Consider the following 24,763-nt stretch of genomic DNA (forward strand, 5'->3'; position numbering starts at 1 on the left):
ATGTTAAATAAAATTCTAGAAGAATTAAAAGTATTAATTGGAGAAAATCAATATAAAAATTATTTTGAAATTTTACAAATTAATGAAAGCAAAAATAATGAAATAATTCTAAATGCACCTAATCAATTCATAGCTAAACATATTCAAACAAAATACCAAAGCATATTAGAAAAAATAGCAGAAAAAACAAATAGTAAAAAATATAAAATTACAATTCAAGTAAATAATGAAAAAATAAACAAACCACAAGAAACTCAACCAATAGTAGCTAAAAAACAAATTTCAATATTAAATCAAAGCCTTACTTTTGATAATTTCATAGTAGGACAAAGTAATGAGTTTGCTTATAGAATTTGTAAAGCAATAACAGATGAAAATAAATTTGGAAAAGACTTTAATCCAATTTTTATATATTCAAATACAGGTTTAGGAAAAACTCACTTATTACAAGCTAGTGGACATGAATGTTTAGAACTTGGAAAAAAAGTAATATATAAAACTTCAAAAGGTTTTATGAAAGACTATCAAAATGCAATATTAGCAAATAAATTTGATAGTTTTAATAGTGAATATAAAGATTGTGATTTATTATTAATTGATGATATTCAGTTCTTAGGAACTACTGATAAAATACAAGAAGAATTCTTTCATATCTTTAATGATATAGTAGAAAGAAATGGTCAAATAATAATGACTTCAGATGTAGCTCCTATAAATTTAAATGGAATTGAAGATAGATTAAAATCAAGATTTAATAAAGGAGTTCTTGCAAATATTAGTGTCCCTGATATAGAAACCAAAAAAGCAATTATTAAGAAAAAAAGCCTTGTATATGATATAGAATTAAATGATGAAATGATTAATACTATTGCTAATTATATAGGTGAAAATGTAAGGGATTTAGAAGGAATTATAAATTATATTTACGCTTTTCAAAGTATAAGAAAACAAAAAATAACCTTAGATGATTTAAAAAATCAAATAAAAGAATACATTAAAGAAAATCAATCAAATATTGAAATTGAAGATATTTTTGATATAGTAAGTTCAGAATTAAATGTAAAAATAAGCGAAATAAAATCAAGTTCCAAAAAACAAGAAATAGTAAAAGCTAAAAGAATAGTTATATTTTTAACTAAAGAATTAATTTCAAATTCAGTAAGTCAAATAGCAACTCATTTTCAAATGAAAGACCATAGTGCTATTTCAAAACATATTAAAAAAATAAATGAAATGATATGTCTTGATGATGATTTTAGAAGCCTAGTAGAACATTTAAAAAATAAAATAATAAACTCAAAAAATAAAGATTATTAAATATAATAAAGCGAAAAAGGAAGAATATGGAAATACAAATAGACAAAAAGAGATTAGAAAATATAGCTTTAATAGTTAGCAATTATGTTGAGAAAAAAGATAATACAAGTTTAAATTCTAATATTTTATTATTAGCTTATAACAATGAATTAATTTTAAGAGCAAGTGATAGTGAAATAGGAATTGAATATAAAATCCAAGAATGTAATATCATAAATGAAGGGCAAATTTTTATCAATGCTAAAAAATTAATTGATATTTTAAAAAGCCTTGATAATAGCGATATTAAAATCAAAAAATTAGAAAAATCTATCAAAATTACTCAAAATAAAACTAATTTTTCATTGCCAATAAATAGTGAAAATAATTTTTCTTTCTTAGAAGATGAAAATAGTAAAACACCTATTTTAATAAGTGCAAAAGAACTAAATATCGGCTTTAAAATGATTTTACCTGCTGTTGATAATAATGGTATTTCTTTTCAATTTAATTGCTGTTATATAGATATTTTAAAAGATAGCATTGTTTTTGTAGGAAGCGATTCTAAAAGAATTCATAAATATTCATTCATAGCTCAAAATGAATACGAACAAAGATTAATAATTACAAAAAAATCAGCTCAAGAACTACAAAAATTATTAAATGAAGAAGTAAGGGTTTATAAAACAAATAATTATTTAATCATTGAAAATGATAATTTTAAATTCTTTACAAAATTAGCAACTATTGATTTTTTAAGATATGTTGAAGTAATGCCACATAAATTACCTACAAATGAAATTATCATTAAAAACGAAGACTTTTTAAATGAAATAAAAAAACTAAGTGCAGTTTGCACAAAATGTCAAATAGAATTTGAAACCGGTAAAATCACATTTAAAAATAATGCTTTAAGTGATGATTTTAACGAAACAAATGCTACAAGTGAGCTAGAAACAAATATTACTATAGAAGATAAATTTGAAATAAATCTTACAAACAAACATATGATGGATTTTTTACATTTAAATGAAAATGAATATTTCACATTTAAATTCTATTCATCAGCAGCTCCTGTTGTGTTAGAAAGTAAAAATTTCTTATCACTAATATCAGCAAATAAAAACTAAGGATAAATAATGCAAGAAAATTATGCAGAAAGTAAAATTAAAGTATTAAAAGGACTAGAAGCAGTTAGAAAACGCCCTGGAATGTATATTGGCGATACTAACTTTAATGGTCTTCATCATATGGTTTATGAAGTAGTTGATAACTCTATTGATGAAGCTATGGCTGGCTTTTGTAATACTATTGATATTGAAATTACCAAAGAAGGTTCTTGTATAGTTACTGATAATGGTCGTGGAATTCCTGTTGGAATTCACCCAACTGAAAATATCTCAACTCTAACCGTTGTTTTAACCGTTCTTCACGCTGGTGGAAAATTTGATAAAGATACTTATAAGGTTAGTGGTGGTTTACACGGCGTTGGTGTATCGGTTGTAAATGCACTTTCATCTAAATTAATTGCAACCGTTAAAAGAGATGGAAATACTCATAGACAAGAATTTTCTAAAGGTATTCCAACAAGTGAGCTAGAAATAATCAAAACAACCAATCGCACAGGAACTAGCATAGAGTTTTTCCCTGACCCTGAGATATTTGAAGTAGTTGAATTTGATTATGATACTTTAGCTAAGAGATTTCGTGAATTAGCATATCTAAATCCACAAATTACTATTAATTTTAAAGACCAAAGAAATGGTAAAAGCGAAACTTATCATTATGATGGTGGTATTTCTCAATTTGTAACTGATTTAAATAAAAAAGAAGCTGTTACAAATGTAATTGCATTTAATGATGAAGCAGAAGATGTAGTTGTAGATATTGCATTAATGTATAATGATACTTATAGTGAGACTTTATTTTCATTCGTAAATAACATTAAAACCGCAGATGGTGGAACTCACGAAGCAGGCTTTAGAATGGGGCTTACAAAAGTAATTACAAGTTATATTGAAGCAAATGCAGCTGCTAGAGAAAAAGATATAAAAATAACAGGCGAAGATACTAAAGAAGGACTTATTGCAATAGTTAGTGTAAAAGTTCCTGAACCACAATTTGAAGGACAAACTAAAGGTAAATTAGGTAGTTCTTATGTTCGTGGTATAGTAAATAAAATTACAAACGATGCTTTAACTAAATTCTTTGAAGAAAATCCAAACGATGCTCGTGCTATTATGAATAAAGCTTTAATGGCTGCAAGAGGTCGTGAAGCAGCAAAAAAAGCAAGAGAATTAACTCGTAAAAAAGAAAGCATAAGTGTAGGGACTTTACCTGGAAAATTAGCTGATTGTTCTTCAAAAGACCCTGAAATTAGAGAAATATATTTAGTAGAGGGCGATAGTGCGGGTGGTTCTGCTAAACAAGGAAGAAATAGGGAATTTCAAGCGATTTTACCTTTAAAAGGAAAAATCTTAAATGTTGAAAAATCACACCTTGATAAAATCTTAAAATCTGATGAAATTAAAAATATGATTACGGCATTTGGTTGTGGAATAGGCGATGATTTTGATATAGAAAAATTAAGATACCATAAAATTATCATTATGACAGATGCTGATGTTGATGGTTCTCATATTCAAACTCTAATTCTTACATTTTTCTTTAGATTTATGCAAAAATTAATTAGAAATGGACATGTATATTTAGCTCAACCACCATTATATCGCTATAAAAAAGGTCAAAGAAAAGAAATATATTTAAAAGATGAAAAAGCTTTAAATGATTATTTGATTGAAACTGGAGTTGAGAATTTAGAATTTAGTGGAATTGGGACAAATGATTTAAAAGATTTCTTAAAAGTTGTAGCAGCTTATAGAAGTATTTTAAATGAGCTTAAAAAACGCTTTAATGTGATTGAATTAATTAGACATTATGTTGAAAATCCTGATATTTTAGCTCTTAATATGCAAGAGATTTTTAAAGTATCAAAAGAATTTTTAGAAGCAAAAGGATTTAATATATTAAATCATTATCTTAGTGAAGATGAGATTAAAATCTATGTTCAAACTCAAAATGGTTTAGAAGAAATAGTTGTAAATAATGATTTATTTTATAGTCCATATTTTGAAGAAGCTTCTTATATTTATAAAAAAATTGAAGAAAGAAATATTTTTAATGATAAAGATTTCTTAGAAGTTCTTGATGAAGTTGAAAAAAATGCTAAAAAAGGAACTTATATTCAGCGTTATAAAGGTCTTGGTGAGATGAACCCAGAACAATTATGGGAAACTACAATGGACCCTGAAAATCGCCGTTTAATTCAAATTAGTGTTGATGATTTTGATAGGGCTAGTGGAGTGTTTAATTTATTTATGGGAGATGAAGTTGAACCTCGCCGTGAATATATTCAAGCACACGCTAAAGATGTAAAACACTTAGATATATGACAATTAGTAAAAAAATTGAAAGAAAAAATAGGCAAGATGCAGCTATTAAGCTCATTATGCCTTTATTGTTATTAGTTTTTGCTTTTGTATATTTGCAAGAATTTAACGAAATAGTTTTTAAACCATTAGATATATTAGTAATTTTATGTTTTATATTTTTGTATTTTTATTATTTTGTTTTTGTAATTTATAAATCAGTAAAGCATAATGTAATTGATGAAAAAACTGGGACTTTATTACAAAGTGAATTTACAAAATATCTAAATAATGATGATTTTATAGTGTTTTTTACAATTTCTAATATAAACGAAATTAAATTAATGCTAGGGTTTAATAAAAGTGATAGATTATTAAAAAAATTAATTGATAAATTCTATGCGTGGGATGAAAATTTAATAATAGGTAGGATTACTACTGCTGATTTTATGATTTTAAGTAGTTCAAAGCATAAAACCTTGCAACACGAAATTAAAAAAATATTTTTAGAAATTAAAAGAGAAAGAATAGATGGAGTTGATTTTAAGTGTTATTATTCTATTATAAAATCAAGTATTAATTTTAATAAACTTTATTTAGAAGCACAAAATAGATTAAAAGATGATGTAGATGTAGCTACTGAAAATATCATTACTAATAGTGTTGTAAGCTCTATAAATAAGAGTGATTTTTTCTTAAAAATCCAAAGGCTAGAAGGCGAAGAAGAAATATATTATTTAAATTATAGGATTAATTCAGATTATCCAGAGAAAATATCTCAAGCAAAATTAGAAGAAATAATTATTAAAAATAATTTAGAATTTAATTATTATAAAAATCTTTTAGAACTTTTAGCGAAAGAATATCATTTTGATAATAGGATTATTATTAAAATATCTCCTGATTTTTTAAGGAATTTAAATTTCTTATTTTATTTAGGAGAATATTTTATTAAGCACCCTAATACAAATGGGAAAATTATTTTTGAATTTTTTGAAAATGATGTTTATTATGATATGCCAAGATTTGAAGAAATAATAAAAGAATATAGAGAAATTAATATCAATTTTGCCCTAAATCGTATAGGTTCGCCTAGTTCTTTAGAATATTTAAAACGATTAGAATTTGAATTTGGTATTTTTGATATTGAGTTTAATAAAAATGTAAAAAATGAAAAATATTTTATAATTTATGAAAATTTATTTAATTTATGTAAAAGCCTAAATATCAAAACTATTATGAGATTTATTGATAATAAAAATCTACTTGATTTAACAAAAGATATTAAATTTGATTATTATCAAGGCTTTTTATTTTATAAGGACAAAAATCTTAAGGAGATGAAATGAAAGAAAAATTAAAATACGGACAAAAAGAAATAAAAAAAATTAAAGGTAAAAAATTAGAGCGTTGGGAAAATAAGCAAAAAAATGATTATGTTATTAAAATAACTCTACCTGAATTTGCTTGTCTTTGCCCAAGAAGTGGTTATCCTGATTTTGCAACATTATATTTAGAATATATACCTAATAAATGGGTAGTTGAACTTAAAGCAATTAAACTTTATGTTAATTCATTTTATAACAAAAACATAAGCCACGAAGATAGTATAAATAAGATTTATAATACTCTTAAAAAGCGTTTAAAACCAAAATATATTAAATTAGTTGGAGATTTTAATCCTCGTGGTAATGTTCATACGGTGATTGAGTGCTGCTCTGATACGGAAATTAAAAAAGAAAAGAAAAAAGATAAAAAGGATAAATAATGATTAGTCCAGAGCTTGTTTTACATATTTTTAAGGCTGCTTCAATTTCAAGATGGAATGATTTTCCTAGAATTTGTAATTTAGTTGAACTTGATAAACAAGCTCATAAGGCTATTATTGCTTATTTTTTAGCAAAAAGTGAAAAAGACATTGATATGAGATTTTTACTTGATGCTATTGTTGTTGAGTTTATTTCTCGTGTAATAGTTACTGATATTCGCCCTGATGTATTAAATGAAATCAAAAAAACAAAACAAAAAGAATTAGATGAATGGATACAAAAACAATTTAGTTTAATCAATAAAAACGATGATTTTTTAAAAATTTTTAATGATTATTATAATGATAAAACTCACGAAAAAGAAAAATTTATTTTAAAAGCAGCAGGGTATTTATCAACTAGATATGAGTTTTCATTCATATATCCAAATGTTAGTAATTATGAAGAAATTAAAGCTAAGTTAGATGAAGAATTAGAAGATTATTTAGAAATTTTAGCAGTTCAAAAAATATCATTAAATCAAAAATTAGCTAAGGTAATTGATTTAAGTGGTCGTTTAAGATTTCAAAAGCGTTGGGCTCAAACTCCTAGAATTCCTGAAACAAGTGTTTTAGGACATATGTTAGTAGTAGCTGTTTTAAGCTATTTTTATTGTCTTAAAATAAAAGCTTGTGATACTAGATTTATTAGCAACTTCTTTTGTGCGATTTTTCACGATTTACCAGAAAGTCTTACAAGAGATATTATTACACCTGTTAAATACGGAATTGATGGGCTTAGTGAGATAATAAGTGATTATGAGCTTAAATTAATTGATGAAAAGATTTTACCTTTTGTGCCTAATAATATAAGAGCTGAATTTGCTTATCTTTTAGGAATTTATAATGAAGATGGTAAGATTAAAAAAGATGAATTTAAAAATAGAATAAATAAAGAAAATGTAAAAATTATTCAAAATCCTAACGATTATAATGAAGATTGTTTTAATACAATTGATGGAAAAATGCTTAAAGCTTGTGATAAAACTGGAGCTTTTTTAGAAGCAATCATTTCTAATTATTACGGCGTTAAATCTAAGGATTTAAAAAATGGTTATTCAAAGATTTTAAATGATTTTAAAGAAAATCCTAAAATTGGTGAAGTAAATTTTTATGAAATGTTAAAAGAATTTGAAGAGTTTTTTACAAACCCAAGCCAAGAGACTTGCGGCACACACTCATAAAAAGTGCTCTGCTATGTTCCCATCCTGAAGCTCTGCTTTTTACAAACATTGCACAAGGCTTGACTTGAGAAAACGCATTTTAAGATAAAATGACTTAATAGAGGGTAAATGAAATTAGATTTAATTTATATTTTTTTAGCGAATTTAAGAATTACTTTTATAGGAGTTAATAATTCTTTTGATTTAAGAGCTAAATTAATTTCTTGTATTGCAGGAGTTGTTAAAGATGAAAGACAAGATTTAAAGCGAAAAATAGAACAACTCTCAAAAGAAATCTATAAAAAAGAAATTAAAAGAAGAATATTTTTAGCGACCATTTATCAATATATAAAATATATTAAACAAGATACAATGGGAGTTGATAATATACTTAAAGGAATTAAAAAATTAACTAAACAAAATCCAAAACTAAAGCGAAAAATTAATTTCGTTCAACTTGATAGATTAGTATTGAAAAAATCAATTAAAGAAGGCGAAGAAGAAATTGAAGATTTCGCACAAATTAGGGTTTTAGAATTTTTAAAAAACGAAGTTATTTGATTGGTTATTAAAATTATATACAATAAAAAAAACTGATAGGAAAAAGTATGGCTAAATTTATATTTGTAACAGGTGGAGTTTTAAGCTCACTTGGTAAAGGAATTGCAGCAGCTAGCATTGCAAGTTTATTAAAACAAAGTGGATTAAAGGTAAGTATTTTAAAGGCTGACCCTTATATAAATATTGACCCAGGAACTATGAGCCCACTTGAACACGGAGAAGTTTTTGTTACAAAAGATGGTGCAGAAACTGACCTTGATTTAGGACATTATGAAAGATTTTTAGATGAAGATTTAACTCATCTTAATAACTTTACTACAGGAAAAGTATATCAAAGCGTAATTGAAAAAGAACGCCGTGGAGAATATCTAGGTAAAACTATTCAAGTAATCCCACACATTGTAGGCGAAATTGCTAGTAGAATGGAAGCAGCGGCTTTAAATCAAGATGTTTTAGTAGTAGAAATCGGTGGAACGGTTGGAGATATTGAAGGCTTACCATTTCTTGAAGCAATTCGTTCTTTAGGACTTAAATACGGAAAAAATAATGTATTTTACGCACATTTAACTCTTGTTCCTTTTATAAAAGTAGCAGGAGAATTAAAAACTAAACCAACTCAACATTCAGTTGGAGAATTAAGAAGAATAGGTATTAGTCCTGATATGATAATAGCTCGTAGTGAAATCCCACTAGGCGATGAAATAAAAGAAAAAATTGCAAAGAGTTGTGGTGTAGAAATTGATTGTGTAATAGAAAGTATTGATGCAAAAAGCATATATCAAATTCCACTTAAATTTTTAGAGCAAAATATACTTTTACCTATTGCAAAACATTTAAATCTAAAGCTAAAAACTCCTAATTTAAAAGAGTATGAAGCATTAACAGAAAAAATAATTAATCCAAGCAAAAAAGTTAAAATTGCTTTCGTAGGAAAATATATAGATTTAAAAGAAAGTTATAAATCTTTAACAGAAGCACTAATTCACGCAGGTGCAAATCTTGATACAAAAGTAGAGATTAATTGGATAGATAGCGAAGAATTAAAAGATGAAAATGATTTAGCTGGAAATGATGGAATACTTGTAGCTGGTGGATTTGGACAGCGTGGTGTTGAAGGTAAAATAAAGGCTATTAAATACGCTCGTGAAAATAATATTCCATTTTTAGGAATTTGTCTTGGAATGCAGCTTAGTTTGATTGAATTTGCTAGAAATGTTATAAAACTTGATGATGCTAATTCAACTGAATTTGATGAGAATACTAAAAATCCTATTGTTTATTTAATTGATGAATTTATTAATCAATCAGGTTCAAAAGAAATCAGAACAATAAAAACTCCATTAGGTGGGACTTTAAGACTTGGTGAATATGTTTGTAATATAAAAGAAGGCACACTTTTAAGTAAGTTATATAATTCTAAAGTAGCTTATGAAAGACATCGCCATCGCTATGAAGCTAACTCAAAATATCGTGATTTATACGAGCAAAATGGACTTATTATTAGTGGAGAATCAAATGGACTTATTGAAGCTATTGAAAATACAAATAATGATTTCTTCGTAGCCGTTCAATATCATCCTGAATTTACTTCAAGGCTAACTAAAGCAAATCCTGTCATCTTAGGCTTTATTAGACAATGCTTACACTAAATAAAACTAAAATTAAGCAGGTTTTAGAAGATAGATTTAAAAACGATTTTCATAAAAGCCTTAGCACTATTCCAAAACCTCATACCTTTAAGGATATGAATAAAGCAGCAATTAGAATAGCTAAGGCAATAAAAAATAAAGAAAAAATAGCAGTAGTAGGAGATTATGATGTAGATGGCATAGTATCTTCTACTATTATGAGTGAATTTTTTGCTAATTTAGGTGTAGAAATAATTGTTAAAATTCCAAATCGTTTTAGCGATGGATACGGAATTAGCGAAGATATAGTGAGTAATTTAGACGCTAGTTTAATAATCACGGTTGATAATGGAATAGTAGCGTATGAAGCTGCAAATAAATGTAAAGAATTAGGTATAGATTTAATAATAAGCGATCATCACACCCCAGGAGATACTTTACCAAATGCTTATGCTGTAATTAATCCAAAAAGAGATGATTGTGAGTTTTCTAAGCATATTAATTGTGAGATTTGCGGGGCGCAAGTAGCTTGGTGGCTATGTGGGGCTATTAAAAAAGAATTAGATATAGAATACAATATGGCTAGTTTTTTAGATTTATTGTGTATTGCAATTGTTGCTGATATGATGAATTTAAATGATTTAAATCATATATTAGTTCGCTATGGCTTAAAAGAGTTAAATAAATTAAATCGTCCTGCTTTTGTAGTTTTAAAAGAAAAATATAAAAAGAAATTCTTTGATTATGAGAGTATTCCATTTTTAATAGCACCATTATTAAATGCTAGTGGAAGAATGGATGATGCTAGTATTTCTTATAAATTTTTAAGAGCAAAAAGCCTTAATGAAGCTAAGAATTTATTAGAAATAATAGAAAAATTAAACCAAGATAGAAAAGAACAAGAAAAGCAAAGTTTTTTAGAAAGCATAGAATTTGCAAACGAAAATGATAAAGTAATCATAGCTTATTCTAAGAATTGGCATAAGGGTATTTTAGGCATAGTTGCAGGTCGTTTAGCTAAACAATTTAATAAACCTAGTTTTGTTTTTAATATTGAAGATGACTTAGCAAAAGGAAGTGCTAGAAGCGTAGCAGAGCTTGATATTTTAGAGCTTTTATCAAATGTTAGCGATATTTTGACTAATTACGGCGGACATAAAGGAGCTGCTGGACTTGCTTTAAAGGTTGAACATTTAAAAGAATTTAAAACAAGGCTAAATAATTTAGAACTTAATTATAATGATATTGATTTTTGTGATACTACTAATACTTTAGGCGAGTTAGAATTTAGCGAAATTGATATGGAATTATTAGATATTTTAAGTGATTTTGAGCCTTTTGGGCAAGGTAATGAAAAGCCATTTTTTATAAGTAAAGGCGTAATTATTAAAAATCTAGTTTTATTAAACGAAAAGCACTTAAAATGCACTTTTACTCAAAATAATTTAACTTTTGAAGCGATTTGTTTTAATTGTGATTTTATCCCATTTGAAAATGAATGTGTCAATATTCATTATAGTTTGCAAAAAAATTATTTCAAACCTAGCCCTACAATTCAGCTAAATATTTCTAATATTTATATTTAATATTTTAAAATAACTAAATTTTATTTAATATTAATTCATGTAATACAAATTTATGTAAAAAATAAAGGTTTTTTAATGAAAAATATTTTTAAATTAAGTATAGTTCTTACAACTATTTTATATTCATATGATGCTACAAATATTGTTGGTGACTTAACAAAAAATATAGACATAAAACAAACAGGAATATCTAGTATTAAAGCCAATAAAATAGATGATAGTATTTATTCAACTTTTGTAATTAATGGCACATTAACTACAAATAGTATAGAAAATAAAAATCTAATATTTGATTATAAAAATACACAAATTGATAATAAAGATTATTTAATATTAGTATCTGGCGGTAATTTTACAGATAATGGTTCTATTTTTATTTCTCAAGGCAATAGTGTATTTAGTAATAATATAGAAGCTATTAAAATAAAAAATAATGGAATAGTTACTCTAATTAATTCTAGTGTTTATGCTGGTAATGCTGATAGAACAGATTTTCAATTTGCTTCTGCTATTTTAATAGATAAGGGGACATTAAATTTAAATAATTCTTTAGTAGAAGGAGGTTATCAGCGTGGTAGAAGTTATCAAGCTATTAATGCTCGTAGTTTTGGAACTGATAAAACCTATTTAAATATAAGTGGTTCAATCATAAAAGCAGGAGATAATGATATAAAATCAACAGCTATTATGGCTAATCAATCAAGCACTATTATAATAGATGATACTAAAAATAATAAAGGCTCTAGTATAACAGGGTATATAAATACTGATGGGGATTTTACTATTAAGGGTATTTATAAAAATAATTCAAATTTCATTGCAAAATCAAGCAATACTATGAATGCTACAAATAATACTTTTGATACTATTATCAATTCAAGCACTAAAACAAATCTCGGAAAAAATGCAAATATTGACAAAGCTTATATTGGTGGTGGTCTTGATTTAAATAAAAGTTCAACTTCTACTGGAACATTTATAATTACAAATAGTTATATTAAAGGCGATATTGTAAATTCTGATGATATTAGACTTATAAAAACTCTAAAACCTACTATCAATTCTAAAATAAGCTTAGATAATGTTTATTTAGATGGGGCTTTAAATAATTATTCAGGAGAAATAAAAAGCTCTAATTCAGTATTTAATAAAATTGTAAAAAGTGAATATGTAAGCAAAATTGATGATACTAATTCAATTTTTAAAGGTGGTTTTAGTGCTGATGAAATAATTTTAAATAAAAGCACTTTAGAAGGATTTAAATTACCATCTATAAGTGATGCTAAATATAGTGCTAAAAATTTTAATTTAACCAATACAAAAGTAGGTAAAGATATAAATACTAAAGGATATTTAGAATTAATGGGGGGGGGTGTTTTAAAGGCTACAAATTCAGCTCTTAATTTTGATATTAAAAGTAATAATTCTATTAATATTGATTTAACTAGGAGTTCTTTAGTAGGTAGTTTTAAAGATTTAGCAGGAAATAAAATATCAGCAAATAAAATAAGCTTAAATAATTCTACAAGTTTAGGAGCATTTAGCACAAATGAACTAATTGCAAATAATTCTACATTCTTCTTAGGTGGCACAAATACTACTTATAATGGAGCAATAATTTCTAAAATTAGCACAAGTGGGGCTAATAATAATTTTGGAATTATTGGAGTAGTTAGCAAAGATACTAAAGGGAATTTAATAGCAAATAATTTAAGTGTTAATTTACCTTTAGCTATTTTAAAGGGTGCTAATAATGATTTTGCTACAAATCTTAAATTCTATTCAGGAATTAGTGAATATGCTTTAGCGAATTCTTATTTAAAGAGTGAAAAGGTAGGAGATTATCAAGTATATGTTTTAGCTAAGGATAATAAGCAAAGTTTTAATGATTTAACTTATAAAAATAATTCTAAATTAGATATAAATAAAATAAATGAAATAGTGGCTAATAGTGATAAAATAAAAGATTTAGTAGATTTTAATGATAATTTATTAGCAAGTAACGAAGCAAAAGAGTTAATTAATCAAAATACAGATAAAAGTCTAGAAAATAAAGGCACAATGATAAAAGATTTTGATAATAAAAGCATTCCTTGGATAGATTTAAAACCTGCAAATCCTATTAAGCCAACAACCCCACCAAATATTGAAGATACTAAACCAAGTGAGCCAGAAATAAAACCTGATATTAAGCCAGAAGTTACACCAGAAACTCCTATAAATCCTAATGAAAATATTAAACCTAATCCTAACGAAGAAGCAAAACCTGAAATCAAACCAAGCATTCCTTGGATAGATTTAAAACCTGCAAATCCTATTAAACCAAGTGAGCCTAAGACTGATGAAGAAAAATTTGAAATAGCATTAGAAGAACAAAAAGAAGCTATAAAATTAATGGTAACAGGTAAAAATGAAAAAGCTTTAGAATCAGCTAAATTAATGACTTCGCAATTTTATTTTTCTCAAGTGTTTGAATATAATAATCTTAATAAGCGTTTAGGAGAATTAAGAAGTTTTACTAATAATGCAGGAATTTGGATTCGTGGATATATAAATAAAGGTAGTATCAAAAATACTTCTATAAAAGCCAATGAAATACAATTAGGTGCTGACAAAATTATAAATAATAATGATTTTGATACTTATGCAGGAATTATGCTAAATATCGGTAAAACAACTACTGATAATACTACTAATTCAAAAATTAATAATTATGGTTTTGGAGTGTATTTTAGTAATGTTTATAATAATGGATTTTTCTTAGATGCTACTCTTAAAACAAATCATTATAAAAGCGAGTTTAGAAACGATACATTTTTAGGAAATTCTACTAGTAAAGGAACAGGTATAATAGCAAGTGCTGAATTAGGTTATAGATTTGGTGATGAATTTTATTTAGAGCCTAGTTTAGAATTGATTGCAAATTATATCCCAAAGACTGATATTAAAGGTGAAAAAGTAATTCAATTTGGCAATTTATCTCAAGTATCAAATGTCAATATTACATCTTCTTCAAAAGTTTTAATGGTATCAAAAGCAGCAGTTTATACTGGAGTAGATATTAATAATACAACATTAAGAGCTGGAATTGGTGGAATATTTGATTTAACTAATAATCCTGATTTTTTAGTTAGTGATGGGATTAGTTCTTTTGCTTTTAGTGGAGCGAAGAAAGATAAAAGAGGTTTTGCAAGTATAGGACTTAATAAAAATATTAGTAAAAAATTAGGATTAAATATAGAAGCTGAAAAGACTTTTAGTGGGAATTTAAATATTGATTATAATATTAATGCAAGTATTAGATTTGAGTTTTAAGTATTGAATTTTCTTATTTTAAATTCTAATTTATAGGATTTAAAATAAGGTTTTCAAATATTATTATCTTTTAAGTAATTTTATAAAAATAAATATACTCACAAACTTAGTATAAATAATAAATTTATTAAAGAATTTAATATGACTTTGGTTATTCAAATATAGTTTTATTTCTTCCTGTTTGTTTAGCTTTATAAAGTCTATTATCAGCAGTTTCAAACGCTCCAAATTTAGAGTTTGTAACCAAACTAACACCTATACTAATAGTTAGTTTTATTTCGTGATTTTTAGCCTTAAAAGTATGATTTTGTACTTCGTTTCTAAGGTTTTCAAGTAAGCTAACACACTTATAAAAATCATATTCTTTAAAAATTAAAACAAATTCTTCTCCACCATAACGATAAGTTTTTGAATATTGTTTTAAAATACTTGCAAGACTTCTTAAAATAATATCTCCTACATCATGCCCGTAAGTATCATTAATCTTTTTAAAAAAATCTATATCAACTACAGCAATTACATCTTTATTTTTTACTTCAGTAGTATCATAAGCTCTTCTGTTATAAACATTAGTTAGTGAATCATAAAACGCTAGTTTATATCCTTGATAACCAATAGCAGCTAAGAATATAAATGAGCCTAATTCAAAATAACTTAAATTATAAAATTGAAGGCTATTGTAGAATATAAATTGAAAATAGGCTGCAATATATGCACCTTGCAAGAAACATTCAAAATTTTTAATTTTTCTAAGAATTACAACATAAATCATTAAAACTAAAAATAAGCAAAAAGAAAAATCTGAATAAACATAAGTAAGATTTATAAAGTTTAAATTATGCAAATACGATATGAATTGGTAATCTTTAATAAATATACCAATTAAGATATAAAATAATACTACTAAATAAGCAGGAATTAATCTTTTTGTAGAAAGATAATCTTTTTTAAGCGTTAATAATATTGCGAATACAATCGGTGAAAATAGTGAAATATATGCGTGGGCTTGTTGAAAATCCATAAAAATAAATAATATCCTACTAGCTAAAAATAACAATGTTATAAAAGTGATATTTAGTTTTTTAAAATATATTGAACCTAAAAATACTAAAAGTTCAAAACCAAGTGTTGCCGCAGGAAGTGGATGGATTAATTCTAATAGAAGTGATTGCTTCATAATTTACCTTTATATTTAGTTACTGATTATACTAATATATCGGTAATTAAATTTATATTTTAATATGTTTTTAAAGTTTAACCCTATTTATAAAATAGGGTTTGTGAATTTATAAAGAAAGTTCTTTTAAAAATTCATCTTTTAAATAAATTTTCATATCTTCAAAATTAATAATAATTTGATTTTTAAAATCCTTTGATAAGAATACAAAGCCATTACTACTAATATAGAATTTATCTAATTCTATATTTTTATCAAGATTTTTTGAATTAAAATACACCTTAAAAGTATCAAAATCTTTTATAATATCTTTTAATAAATATTCCTTTTTTGTGTTTTCGTTATATGTTTTTATTTCTATTTTTGAATTGGTTTTATTATCTATATTTTGTGAAGTTTGTTTCATATAAGATATGATATTGTTGATTTGAAAATAACTTGAGTAATTAGAATTTGATTTGTAGTTTTTAAAATCATCTTCCATTGATTTTTTGATTTCATTTAAAGCTTTTATATGTTGTTTATTGATTGCATCAAAACTTTTAAAAAAATCATCAAACGGGTCATAGAATTTATTTTCTAAAGCATCAATTCTTTGTTTTAGAATTTCATTTTCTTGTTTTAATTTTTCAATTTCACTGATTGAACTAGCATTTAATGCACCTATACAAAATAAAGAAATTAATATCTTTTTCATATTTTCTCCTTCAATAAAATTTATAAAATATTTTATATTTATATTTATAACAAAGTTTTAGAATAAAATTTTTGTTTAATGAATTTATTTTGTATGTAAATAATTTTAATTTTATTATAAGTTTAATGTTCCACGTGAAACATTAAAATAATCTAATGATAAAAAGTTTCACGTGAAACATTATTTTTTCTTTTCATTGATTATGATAAAAATCATTCCAATAATTCCACCAATACAAACAACACCCATAAATAAATATTGAAATATATCTAATCCATTCATTTAATTGCTCCTAAAAATTCATTTTCTATATCATCATTAAAAAAATCATAATCTTGATTTTTATAAGTAAATTTTAATCTTGCAGAATGAAGACAAAGCCTACTTGCACCACAAAGTTCTTTTATATTTGATATTTTCTTATCTAAAATATCTCTTGCTTGTTTGTTAGTAAGTCCATACAAATTATCCCCTGCGATTTTATTTCCTACATAATGCAAATGCACTCTTAATTGATGTTGTCTTCCTGTTAGTGGAATTGCTTTTAAAAGTGTATATTTAGGATAATTTTTGATAACTATAAATTCAGATTGTGAAATCTTGCCATCTACACAAACTTGCATTTTATTTTTTAAATCATCATCATTTTTAAGTCTTGCACTAACACAAAAATCATTTTTAATATTACCACATACTAATGCTAAATATTCTTTGTGTATTTTTTGTTTTGCAAAAAGTTCTTTTAATTCTTTATTGGCAGTTTTTGTTTTAGCTACCATTATAAGACCACTTGTAGCAGCGTCAAGTCTATGAGCTACACTTGCATTTTCTCCATATTTTTGCCAAATTTCATCATTTAAAGAATACTCACAATTTCTTCCATTAGGATGTGATAAAACTCCGCTTGGTTTATTAAAAATTGCAAAATATTCATTTTCAAAAATTGGTTTTAAATTATTACTAACGCATTCATAAATTAGTAAATAATATTCTCCACAAATAATAGAATTCTTTTTACATATTTCAATATCAGTTAAATTTATTTCTTCTATATTTAAAGTATTTTCTAGCTTTTTACTAACATTATTTTTAAAAATAATAACACGATTTTTATCACAAAATCTTTGTGCTTTTTTTAAATCGTAGTTTAAATTTTGCATAACTAATTGATAAGCTTTTTTATTTTCTGTAGTAAAAAATTTTTTATATAAATATCCCACTCTTTTTAACCTTTATTATATATCTACTTATTATAATACATTCTTTTTTAAAATTCACAAAGGAAAAATAATCAATCATGAAGGTAGTAAAAAGAACAGGTAGAGTAGAAGAATTAGACATATCTAAGATTAAAAAATATACAACTTTAGCAACTGAAGGGCTTGATAATGTAAGCCAAAGTGAGCTAGAAGTTGATGCTAAAATACAATTTAGAGATATGATAACTTCTGAAGAAATACAAAATACTTTAATAAAAACAGCAGTTGATAAAATAGATATAGATAGACCTAATTGGACTTTTGTAGCTGCGAGATTATTTTTATATGATTTATATCACAAAGTTAATCCACAAAAAGAATATGTGCATTTAAGAGAATATTTTGAGCGTGGAGAAAAAGCAGGAAGATTATTTTTAGGTCTTAAAGAAAAATATGACTTAGATGATTTAAATTCTTATATCAAACCTGAAAGAGATTTACAATTTACTTACTTAGGTATTAAAACCCTTTATGATAGATATTTAATTAAAGATAGCAAAGGTAATCCTATTGAATTACCACAACATATGTTTATGGCAATAGCTATGTTTTTAGCTCAAAACGAATTAAATAGGCAAGAATGGGCTAAGAAATTCTATGATTTAATAAGCAAGTTTGAAGTTATGTGTGCAACTCCAACTCTAAGCAACGCAAGAACAACAAGACACCAATTAAGCTCGTGTTATATCGGCTCAACCCCTGATAATATAGAAGGTATTTTTGATTCTTATAAAGAAATGGCTTTATTATCTAAATTTGGCGGTGGAATAGGCTGGGATTGGAGTAAGGTTCGTGCTATGGGTGGTAGTATAGACGGACATAAAAATGCAGCTGGTGGAATTATTCCATTTTTAAAAATCACAAATGACATTGCCGTAGCGGTTGATCAATTAGGCACAAGAAAAGGTGCAATATCTGTTTATATTGAGCCTTGGCATATGGATGTTTGCGATTTTATTGACCTTAGAAAAAATAGCGGAGAAGAAAGAAGAAGAGCTCACGAATTATTTCCTGCTTTATGGATAAATGATTTATTTATGAAAAGAATTGCTGAAAATGGAAAATGGACTTTATTTGACCCATTTGATACTCCACAACTTTGTGATTTATACGGAAAAGAATTTGAATTAGAGTATGAAAGACTTGAAAAAGATGAAAATATAGTAAAAGAAGTAATGGATGCAAAAGAGCTTTGGAAAAAGATTTTAACAAATTATTTTGAAAGTGGAATGCCGTTTTTATGCTTTAAAGATAATGCTAATAAAGCTAATCCAAATTCTCATTCAGGTCTTATTAGAAGTTCTAATTTATGCACAGAAATTTTTCAAAATACTGACCCAAATCATTATAAAATAAAAGCTACTTTTGAAGATGGTAGTATAAAGATTTATGAAGAAAATGATATTTTAACTCTTGATAATTCACAAGTAAAAACTGCAAAAAAATTAAGTAGCCTTGATACTTTAAATGGTAAAAAAGTTTATATAGTAGAAAAAGAATATGATGAAGGAAGAACCGCAGTTTGTAATCTAGCTAGTATAAATTTAAGTAAAATTAATAGTATAGAAGATATTAAAAGAGTAGTTCCAATAGCAATTAGAATGCTTGATAATGTAATTGAACTTAATTTTTATCCACACGCAAAAGTAAAAAACACTAACCTTAAATCTCGTGCAATAGGTTTAGGTGTTATGGGTGAAGCACAAATGTTAGCAGAAAAGGGAATAATGTTTGGAACTAACGACCACTTTGAATTAATTGATAAAATTATGGAAAATATATCTTATGAAGCTATAAGTGCAAGTAGTGATTTAGCAGTTGAAAAAGGTGTATATCCTGAATATGAAGGAAGTAATTGGAGTAAGGGAATTTTCCCTATTGATGTCGCTAACGATAATGCAAAAATGCTAACACTAGGAGATAATTTATTTAATCAATCAAATTGTGATTGGAATAATTTAAGAAAGAAAGTTAGCAAACAAGGTATGAGAAATGGCTATTTAATGGCAATAGCTCCAACTTCTAGTATATCAATTCTAGTTGGAACTACTCAAACAATTGAACCTGTGTATAAAAGAAAATGGTTTGAACAAAACTTAAGTGGAATGATACCTAATGTCGTACCAAATCTAAGTCTTGATACATGGCAATATTATGTTACAGCTTATGAGCTTGACCAAAGAGATTTAGTTCGTGCTGCTGCAATTCGCCAAAAATGGATAGACCAAGGACAAAGCTTAAATATATTTGTTAGTCTTGACAAAGCAAGTGGTGGGTATTTAAATAGTATTTATACATTAGCTCACTCACTAGGACTTAAATCTTGTTATTATTTAAGAAGTGAAAGTCCAGCAAGCGAACATCTAGATAATAAACCTGTCGATAGAAGCATTGAATGCGAAGGTTGTCAATGAAAATAAGTGTTTGCATTATCGCTAAAAATGAAGAAAAAAATTTAAAGCGTTGTTTAAATGCTTTAGCAGAATTTGATGAAATTGTGTTAGTAGATAATGAAAGCACTGATAACAGCGTTAGTATTGCAAAAGAATTTAAAAATGTAAAAGTTTTTAGCTCACCTTTTATAGGATTTGGCAAATTAAAACAATTTGCTGTAAATTTAGCTAGTAATGACTGGGTCTTTTGTGTTGATGCTGATGAAGTAATAGATTTTATTAGTTTAGAGATTTTAAAAAATCTTGATTTTAGCGATATTACAAAAATCTATGCAATAAATAGAAAAAATTATTATAAAAACGAATGGATAAAAACTTGTGGGTTTTATCCTGATTATATAGTTAGGATTTTTAATAAAACTCATACTAATTATGATGATGCTAATGTTCATGAAAATATTATCATTAAAAATAATTCACAATTAATAAAAACCAATATCCATCTTCACCATTTTGCTTTCAATTCAATTTATGATTTAATAACAAAATTACAAAGATATACAGAAATTTATGCACAAAATAATAAAAATAAAAAAACTAGTACTTTTAAAGCTATAAGCCACGGATTTTTTACATTTTTTAAATTCTATTTTTTAAAATTAGGAATAAAAGATGGTTTTAATGGATTTATAATAAGTTTATGCAATGCTTTAGGTTCTTTTTTTAAATATGCAAAATTAAAAGATGCAAAAATTCCAACTTGTTCTTTAATAATCACAACTTACAACGATAAAGTGGCACTAACAAGATGCCTTGAATATGTCTTTAAAATGACTACATTACCAGATGAAATAATTATAGCCGATGATGGTGGAGATAACTGGGATATAATTGAAAATTTTAGTAAATATCCTGTTATATTAAAACATGCGTATCAAGAAGATTTAGGATTTAGATTAGCAAGATCTCGTAATAATGCTATAAAAATAGCAAGTGGAGATTTTTTGGTTATTATTGATTCAGATATGCTTGTAGATAATGATTTTATAAAAAATTATAAAAATAATGCTGAAAAAGGGGTATTTTTACAAGGTGGTAGAATTTGTTTAAAGGAAAATATTTCAAAAGATATTAGAGAAGATAATATGGAATTAAATATAAGAACATTTAAAGCAAACAAAATTAATGTTCTATCAAAAATAATTAAGTACTTCTCAAAAATTGATAAAAGTATTTGTAAAAAATTAAAATCAATAGCACAAAAAACACCGAATGATAAAAAAATATACATAAAAGGTATTCGTGGTTGCAATATGGGTTTTTACAAAGAAGATGCTATTTCAATTAATGGATTTAATAATGATTTTGAAGGTTGGGGAAGAGAAGATAGTGAATTTGTAATAAGGTTCTTAAATAAGGGCTATAAATTAAAAAGACTAAAACATCAAGCAATAGCATATCATATATATCATAAAGAAAATGAAAGAAATTTAGAACAGAACCATAAAATTTATTTAAATACTTTATTAAATGATAAAAGTTATTGTGAAAACGGGTTAGAACAAATTTAGATTATTATAAAATATGTTCCACGTGAAACAAAATTAATTAAAATTTTTAAGTGTTATTAACTTAGGATAAAATACTATTTTTATTTAAGGAGTATAAAATGAAAAAAGTATTAATTTCAAGTATTTTGGCACTTAGTTTAAATTCTGCTGGGTTTTTAATGATAGATAAAGATAAAACTGCATATTTTACAATTAACGACCATAAAGATAAAGTTGAGTTTGTTAGCGGTATGAATATAATGCAAGATAATGTATGTTTTGCATGTAATGATACGATAACAAATAATATAGATTATGAGGCTTCAAAATCAATTGGGGTTAAATATGATAGTATTAGTATCGGCACAAGTGATGGTAATTTTAAGATTAGATATTTATCTGGAAACAATAAAGAAGAACTTAATTTAAATGAATTTTTTGCTCAAAGCTTAACTCATTTTGGAACTTTAGAAATATTAGAAGATGTAATATTTGCTAAGAATGATTTAACGAGTATAAGTTTTAGTTTAGTAGAAGACAATAAAGGTGCCCATCCTTTACATTTTAAAAAATATGCAATTTTAGATAAAGCAGGTAAAATTATTTCATCAAACGAAGCTTTTAAAGATACAGATAAGTTAAAAGAAAAAATATCTAAAAAAATAAGAGATTTTCAAAATACAACTAAACATCCAGAAAAAGATAATAAATTTTTTAGTCCTTTAGAATTAAATAATTTTTATTTTGATAATTTAGGAATAGTATTTTCATATAGTCCTTATGAATTATTTTCATACGCTAGTGGATATATAAAAGTTCGTTTAACATATAAAGAAATAGAACCATTTTTAAAAGAAGAATTTAAAAAACTATTACAAGATAATAAAGTATTGTAAAAATTTATGATTTAATTTTTTCCGAATTTAAAATAAAATTCGGAAAAAATTATTATTCAATAAATTATATATAGTTTTAACAAGTATTAAAATTTTTATTAATTTTTTGAGATTTAATACTTTTTGCTTATATCAGCAAATAGGTTTTATACAAAATACTATTTTATTGATTATTAATTTTATTAGTGATTTTGTTTCATACTGAGTATTATTAATAATTTTCTAATTTTTGCTTTTTTACATATATTTTTCTATATATCTTATCAGAATGAGTAAAAATTTATAATTAGTATATTTTAAAATAAATTTAGTATTTTATAGTTTATAATCTTTATTTTTATCTTTTTAAAAAAGACAAAAAATATGAAAAAATTTATTTTTTCTTGACAAATAAACTTATATTAAATACACTTGCGAACCTATTTTAGTTTTTGTGATACTTATCACATGTTCTTTAATGGGTTGGCTTAAATGCCAACGAGTTCTTTTAAAAGGAAAAATTATGGAAAGAATTAGGTTAAAGTTAAAAGCTTATGACCATAGGGTTCTAGATCGTACAGTTGCGGCAATTGTTGAAGCCGTTAAGAGAACTGGTGCTGAAATTAGAGGTCCAGTGCCAATGCCTACAAAAATAAAGCGTTATACCGTTTTAAGATCTCCGCACATCAATAAAGATTCAAGAGAACAATTTGAAATGAGAATTCACGCTCGTATGATTGATATTTTGGCTGCTACTACTGACACCGTTGATAGCTTAACAAAGCTTGATTTGGCACCAGAAGTTAATGTTGAAGTTCGTGCAATGGGCAAGTAAGGATAGAGTATGGAATATATTGTTGAAAAAATCGGAATGAGTAGAACAATTAACACATCTAGCACTCCTGTAACATTACTTAAGTTAGTAAAAACAAAAGTTTGCGAACTTAAAGATGGTAAAGCTATCGTTGCTTACGCACAAGGTAAACATCAAAACAAGTGCATAGCAGGTCAGCAAAAAAAATACAGCCTAAGTGCAGAGTTTAACAAATTTGCTAGTTTAGAAGTAGCAAATAAAGAAGCAGGTGACATTGACACTACACCTTTAGCTGAAGCAAAAGTTTTAAAAGTAAGCTTTAATTCAAAAGGTAGAGGTTTTGCAGGTGTTATTAAAAGACACGGATTTGCAGGTGGTCCAGCAAGTCATGGTAGCCGTTTTCACAGACGCTCAGGTTCTATAGGTAACCGCGAGTGGCCAGGTCGTGTTCAAAAAGGACGCAAAATGGCGGGTCATTTTGGTAATGAATTAGTTACTGTTAAAAATGAAGTTGTTTCATTTGACGCTGAAAATGGCGTTTTAGTATTAAAAGGTAGCGTTGCAGGTTATAATGGTGCAATGGGTAAAGTAAGGATTGTAAAATGAAAGTATGCGTATTAAACGATAAATTTGAAAAAGCTAGCGAGCTTGATTTACCAGCAAGATACGCTGAAGTAAATCCTCATAACCTTTATTTATATGTAAAATCATATCAAGCTAGCATGAGAGCAAATACAGCTCATACTAAAGGTAGAAGTGATGTTAGCGGTGGTGGTAAAAAACCATGGAGACAAAAAGGTCGTGGCGGTGCTCGTGCAGGTTCAACTAGAACTAACGTATGGGTAGGTGGTGCAGTTGCATTTGGTCCAACAAATAATAGAAACTATTTTCAAAAAGTAAATAAAAAGCAAAAGAGATTAGCATTTGAAAGAGCTTTAGCTGATAAAGCAAATGCAAACGCAATATTTGCAGTAGATAATATAGTTATTGAAAGTGGTAAAACAAAAGATGCAAGAGCTATGATTAATAAAATAGGTGTTAAAGATGCTTTAATAGTTAAATCATTATTAGATGAAAAAACATTATTAGCATTTAGAAATCTTGCAAATTGTTATGTTGTTGATATTACTGAAGTAAATGCTTATTTATTAAGTATATTTAACTCAGTTATTATTGAAAAAGATGCTTTAGCATCAATTACGAAAGAGGGCTAA

Annotated in this window: 19 protein-coding genes; 16 read left to right on the top strand and 3 right to left on the bottom strand. The window is 25.9% G+C overall.

Features of this window, described 5'->3' with window-relative positions:
• The 10 genes from dnaA to AVBRAN_RS00050 all read left to right on the top strand — a co-directional run bounded on the left by dnaA (position 1) and on the right by AVBRAN_RS00050 (position 14,784).
• Positions 1-1,317: a chromosomal replication initiator protein DnaA gene (gene dnaA, locus AVBRAN_RS00005; RefSeq protein ID WP_214116173.1), complete on the top strand. Its 1,317-nt coding sequence runs from the start codon at positions 1-3 to the stop codon at positions 1,315-1,317.
• Positions 1,318-1,343: 26 nt separating this feature from the next.
• A complete protein-coding gene (gene dnaN, locus AVBRAN_RS00010) occupies positions 1,344-2,426 on the top strand; it encodes a DNA polymerase III subunit beta (RefSeq protein WP_214116171.1) in 1,083 nt (360 codons plus the stop codon).
• A gap of 9 nt (positions 2,427-2,435) precedes the next feature.
• The gene (gene gyrB / locus AVBRAN_RS00015; protein WP_239803230.1) at positions 2,436-4,748 is read left to right on the top strand and encodes a DNA topoisomerase (ATP-hydrolyzing) subunit B; all 2,313 of its coding nucleotides are present in this window, start codon (positions 2,436-2,438) and stop codon (positions 4,746-4,748) included.
• Positions 4,745-6,073 (top strand): EAL domain-containing protein, encoded by a 1,329-nt coding sequence (locus AVBRAN_RS00020; RefSeq protein WP_239803231.1) that lies wholly within the window; start codon positions 4,745-4,747, stop codon positions 6,071-6,073. The genes gyrB and AVBRAN_RS00020 overlap by 4 nt, the downstream gene beginning before the upstream one ends.
• Complete coding sequence (gene queF, locus AVBRAN_RS00025; protein ID WP_214119961.1) at positions 6,070-6,492, top strand: preQ(1) synthase; 423 nt, start codon at positions 6,070-6,072, stop codon at positions 6,490-6,492. Before AVBRAN_RS00020 ends, queF begins: the two co-directional genes overlap by 4 nt.
• On the top strand, positions 6,492-7,715 hold the full coding sequence (locus AVBRAN_RS00030; protein WP_214150396.1) for an HD domain-containing protein: 1,224 nt from the start codon (positions 6,492-6,494) through the stop codon (positions 7,713-7,715). Before queF ends, AVBRAN_RS00030 begins: the two co-directional genes overlap by 1 nt.
• 108 nt (positions 7,716-7,823) lie before the next feature.
• The gene (locus AVBRAN_RS00035; RefSeq protein WP_214116160.1) at positions 7,824-8,255 is read left to right on the top strand and encodes a hypothetical protein; all 432 of its coding nucleotides are present in this window, start codon (positions 7,824-7,826) and stop codon (positions 8,253-8,255) included.
• Positions 8,256-8,302: 47 nt separating this feature from the next.
• Positions 8,303-9,904: a CTP synthase gene (locus AVBRAN_RS00040; protein ID WP_214116158.1), complete on the top strand. Its 1,602-nt coding sequence runs from the start codon at positions 8,303-8,305 to the stop codon at positions 9,902-9,904.
• The gene (gene recJ, locus AVBRAN_RS00045) at positions 9,892-11,469 is read left to right on the top strand and encodes a single-stranded-DNA-specific exonuclease RecJ (RefSeq protein WP_239803232.1); all 1,578 of its coding nucleotides are present in this window, start codon (positions 9,892-9,894) and stop codon (positions 11,467-11,469) included. The genes AVBRAN_RS00040 and recJ overlap by 13 nt, the downstream gene beginning before the upstream one ends.
• A gap of 75 nt (positions 11,470-11,544) precedes the next feature.
• Entirely contained in the window at positions 11,545-14,784 is a 3,240-nt protein-coding gene (locus AVBRAN_RS00050; RefSeq protein WP_239803233.1) for an autotransporter outer membrane beta-barrel domain-containing protein, read from the top strand.
• Positions 14,785-14,935: 151 nt separating this feature from the next.
• Here AVBRAN_RS00050 and AVBRAN_RS00055 read toward each other — a convergent pair whose 3' ends face one another.
• The 3 genes from AVBRAN_RS00055 to AVBRAN_RS00065 all read right to left on the bottom strand — a co-directional run bounded on the left by AVBRAN_RS00055 (position 14,936) and on the right by AVBRAN_RS00065 (position 17,818).
• Complete coding sequence (locus AVBRAN_RS00055; RefSeq protein ID WP_239803234.1) at positions 14,936-15,961, bottom strand: GGDEF domain-containing protein; 1,026 nt, start codon at positions 15,959-15,961, stop codon at positions 14,936-14,938.
• Between the two features lie 109 nt (positions 15,962-16,070).
• Positions 16,071-16,658 (bottom strand): hypothetical protein, encoded by a 588-nt coding sequence (locus AVBRAN_RS00060; RefSeq protein ID WP_214116145.1) that lies wholly within the window; start codon positions 16,656-16,658, stop codon positions 16,071-16,073.
• A 278-nt stretch (positions 16,659-16,936) separates the two neighbouring features.
• Positions 16,937-17,818, bottom strand: a complete 882-nt coding sequence (locus tag AVBRAN_RS00065; protein WP_214150569.1) for an RNA pseudouridine synthase — start codon at positions 17,816-17,818, stop codon at positions 16,937-16,939.
• 137 nt (positions 17,819-17,955) lie between these two features.
• On the opposite strand from AVBRAN_RS00065, the gene AVBRAN_RS00070 reads away from it, so the two are divergent.
• From AVBRAN_RS00070 to rplD, 6 genes are all read left to right on the top strand, one after another.
• A complete protein-coding gene (locus AVBRAN_RS00070; RefSeq protein ID WP_214120568.1) occupies positions 17,956-20,331 on the top strand; it encodes a ribonucleoside-diphosphate reductase subunit alpha in 2,376 nt (791 codons plus the stop codon).
• Entirely contained in the window at positions 20,328-21,881 is a 1,554-nt protein-coding gene (locus AVBRAN_RS00075; RefSeq protein WP_345774108.1) for a glycosyltransferase, read from the top strand. Before AVBRAN_RS00070 ends, AVBRAN_RS00075 begins: the two co-directional genes overlap by 4 nt.
• Positions 21,882-21,979: 98 nt before the next feature.
• On the top strand, positions 21,980-22,756 hold the full coding sequence (locus AVBRAN_RS00080; protein WP_239803235.1) for an RsiV family protein: 777 nt from the start codon (positions 21,980-21,982) through the stop codon (positions 22,754-22,756).
• A gap of 502 nt (positions 22,757-23,258) precedes the next feature.
• Positions 23,259-23,570, top strand: coding sequence for a 30S ribosomal protein S10 (rpsJ, locus tag AVBRAN_RS00085; RefSeq protein WP_214116107.1), 312 nt, complete (start codon positions 23,259-23,261; stop codon positions 23,568-23,570).
• Between the two features lie 9 nt (positions 23,571-23,579).
• Positions 23,580-24,155, top strand: a complete 576-nt coding sequence (gene rplC, locus AVBRAN_RS00090) for a 50S ribosomal protein L3 (protein WP_214116105.1) — start codon at positions 23,580-23,582, stop codon at positions 24,153-24,155.
• Positions 24,152-24,763: a 50S ribosomal protein L4 gene (rplD, locus tag AVBRAN_RS00095; RefSeq protein WP_214116103.1), complete on the top strand. Its 612-nt coding sequence runs from the start codon at positions 24,152-24,154 to the stop codon at positions 24,761-24,763. Before rplC ends, rplD begins: the two co-directional genes overlap by 4 nt.

Source organism: Campylobacter sp. RM12651 (assembly GCF_022369475.1).
Lineage (GTDB): Bacteria > Campylobacterota > Campylobacteria > Campylobacterales > Campylobacteraceae > Campylobacter_E.